Source organism: Microbacterium sp. BF1, from assembly GCF_019279095.1.
Classification (GTDB): Bacteria; Actinomycetota; Actinomycetes; order Actinomycetales; family Microbacteriaceae; genus Microbacterium; species Microbacterium maritypicum.
In genome coordinates this window covers 1-1,781 of sequence record NZ_JAGYWT010000492.1, presented here as the reverse complement: position 1 = coordinate 1,781, position 1,781 = coordinate 1, and the positions used below count along the sequence as shown (strand labels likewise).

The 1,781-nt window shown below is 68.1% G+C and carries 1 protein-coding gene and 2 pseudogenes; 1 reads left to right on the top strand and 2 read right to left on the bottom strand.

From position 1 onward, the window contains the following. Positions 1-127: 127 nt before the first annotated feature. Positions 128-343: pseudogene (locus KZA10_RS14055) on the bottom strand (LON peptidase substrate-binding domain-containing protein); the annotation flags it as partial. A 36-nt stretch (positions 344-379) separates the two neighbouring features. On the opposite strand from KZA10_RS14055, the gene KZA10_RS14050 reads away from it, so the two are divergent. Further along, positions 380-877, top strand: a complete 498-nt coding sequence (locus tag KZA10_RS14050) for a DUF427 domain-containing protein (protein WP_055872631.1) — start codon at positions 380-382, stop codon at positions 875-877. Between the two features lie 19 nt (positions 878-896). On the opposite strand, the pseudogene KZA10_RS14045 reads toward KZA10_RS14050, so the two are convergent. Beyond that, positions 897-1,658 (bottom strand): annotated as a pseudogene (locus KZA10_RS14045) (LLM class flavin-dependent oxidoreductase); the annotation flags it as partial. Between the last annotated feature and the right edge of the window lie 123 nt (positions 1,659-1,781).

Genomic DNA, 1,781 nt, shown 5'->3' with positions numbered 1-1,781 from the left:
GACTCTGGCTCGTGATCACACTGTTCCCGCTGTACTGGATCGCGCTGACGTCGATCAAGTCGCCGGGCACGATCAACCGCTTCCCGATCGAGTACTGGCCGAGCGAGCCGTCGCTCGAGAACTACATGACGCTGACCAGCCGCGCCATCGTCCCGATGCGACTGCGCCGATCGCCACCGCCGACCTCATGGCCGCGTTCGATGAGCACGACACCGAACCGCGGGTCCTCCTCATCCAGGAGCCGCCCGATCATCGTGAGGTACCGCGGCTCGAACACGCGCAGCGGAAGCGGGGTGTGCGGGAAGTGCACCGAGCCGAGCGGGAACATCGGGATGGCGGTCATGGCACCAGTCAACACCGAGAGACGTAAAGTGAACAGATGCGCAGACCTCGCCCCCTCACCCCGTCCGCCGGGCAGGAATCCGTCTGGGACTATCCGAGGCCGCCGCGCGTCGAACCGGTCGCCGAACGCATCACGATCCGCCTCGGCGGTGACCTGATCGCCGACACCCGCGATGCCGTGCGCGTGCTGGAGACCAGCCACCCTCCCGTGTACTACCTTCCGATCGCCGACTTCATCCCCGGTGCGCTGGTGGAGGCCCCCGGCGCCTCGTTCTGCGAGTTCAAGGGCACCGCCCGCTACTTCGATGTGCGCGGCGGAGACACCCTTCGCCCTGGAGCGGCCTGGAACTATCCCCACCCGTCTCCCGGCTTCGAGGCGCTGACCGACCGGGTCGCCGTGTACGCGGCGCCGATGGACGAGTGCACCGTCGGGGACGAGGTCGCGGTCCCGCAACCGGGCGGGTTCTACGGCGGGTGGGTCACGTCTTGGGTCGTCGGTCCCTTCAAGGGCGTTCCCGGCTCCATGGGCTGGTGACGTTCGGCCTGACCGCCGCTCAGAACGCGCGCAGGTTCGACTGCAGGCCGCCGTCCGCGTATTCACGACGAAGGATGCCTCGCCGGCGGAGCACCGGCACGAGCTCGTCGAGGGTGCGGTGCAGGGTGACCGGATGGAAGTCCCCCCACAGCAGGACGCCGTCATTGCCCCATTCGCCGAGCTCTTCGATCAGGTCGGCGAACTCCTCGGCTGTTCCGACGAAGCCGGTGCGGTCCGAGATCCGACCCGCACGGGCGAGCGCGCTGAGGTGTGCGCGCAGCGGCGCCTCCTCGCCCCGGTCGCCGATCAGACGCTGGATGCTGCCGCGGGAGACGTGCGCACCGAAGACAGAGAGGTCGAGCGGACGGTCGAGGTCGAGCGACGTGAGATCGGTCTCGAGGTCGCTCGACTGCTTGCGGGCGATCTGCACGAGCGTGGCATCGTCGGGGTGTGCGGACGCGGCCACGATGCGGTCGGCCTCCTCCACCGACGGGGCGATCACGGGCTGGATGGCGAAGAGGATCTTGATGTCCTCCGGACGTCGTCCTCTCTCGATCGCCGCGTCGTGCACTTTGGCGCGGTAGTCCCGCACGGACTTCTCGTTCAGCGGCGCCAGAGCCAGTTGGACGTCGGATTTCGCGCCGGCGAAGCCGAGCCCTCGGCCCGAGCCGCCGGGTGAGACGATCGCGGGGTCCCCGTCGGTGAACGGCACGGCGTTGAGCGGGCCGTCGAAGGCGAAGTGCTCACCGCGATGCTCGACCGCACGCAGGCGGGTGCCTTCCTGACACGTCCCAAGTCGAAGGCGGGATGGCGGACCGTTCCGCTCATCAGTCCACTACGAGAACTCATGGAACACCACCTGGAAACTATGGTCCCGAACCAGTGGGGGCTCGTCTTCACTCGA

Coding starts and splice junctions, on each gene's coding strand:
- KZA10_RS14050 (WP_055872631.1), top strand. CDS start 380: ATGCGCAGACCTCGCCCCCTCACCCCGTCCGCCGGGCAGGAATCCGTC.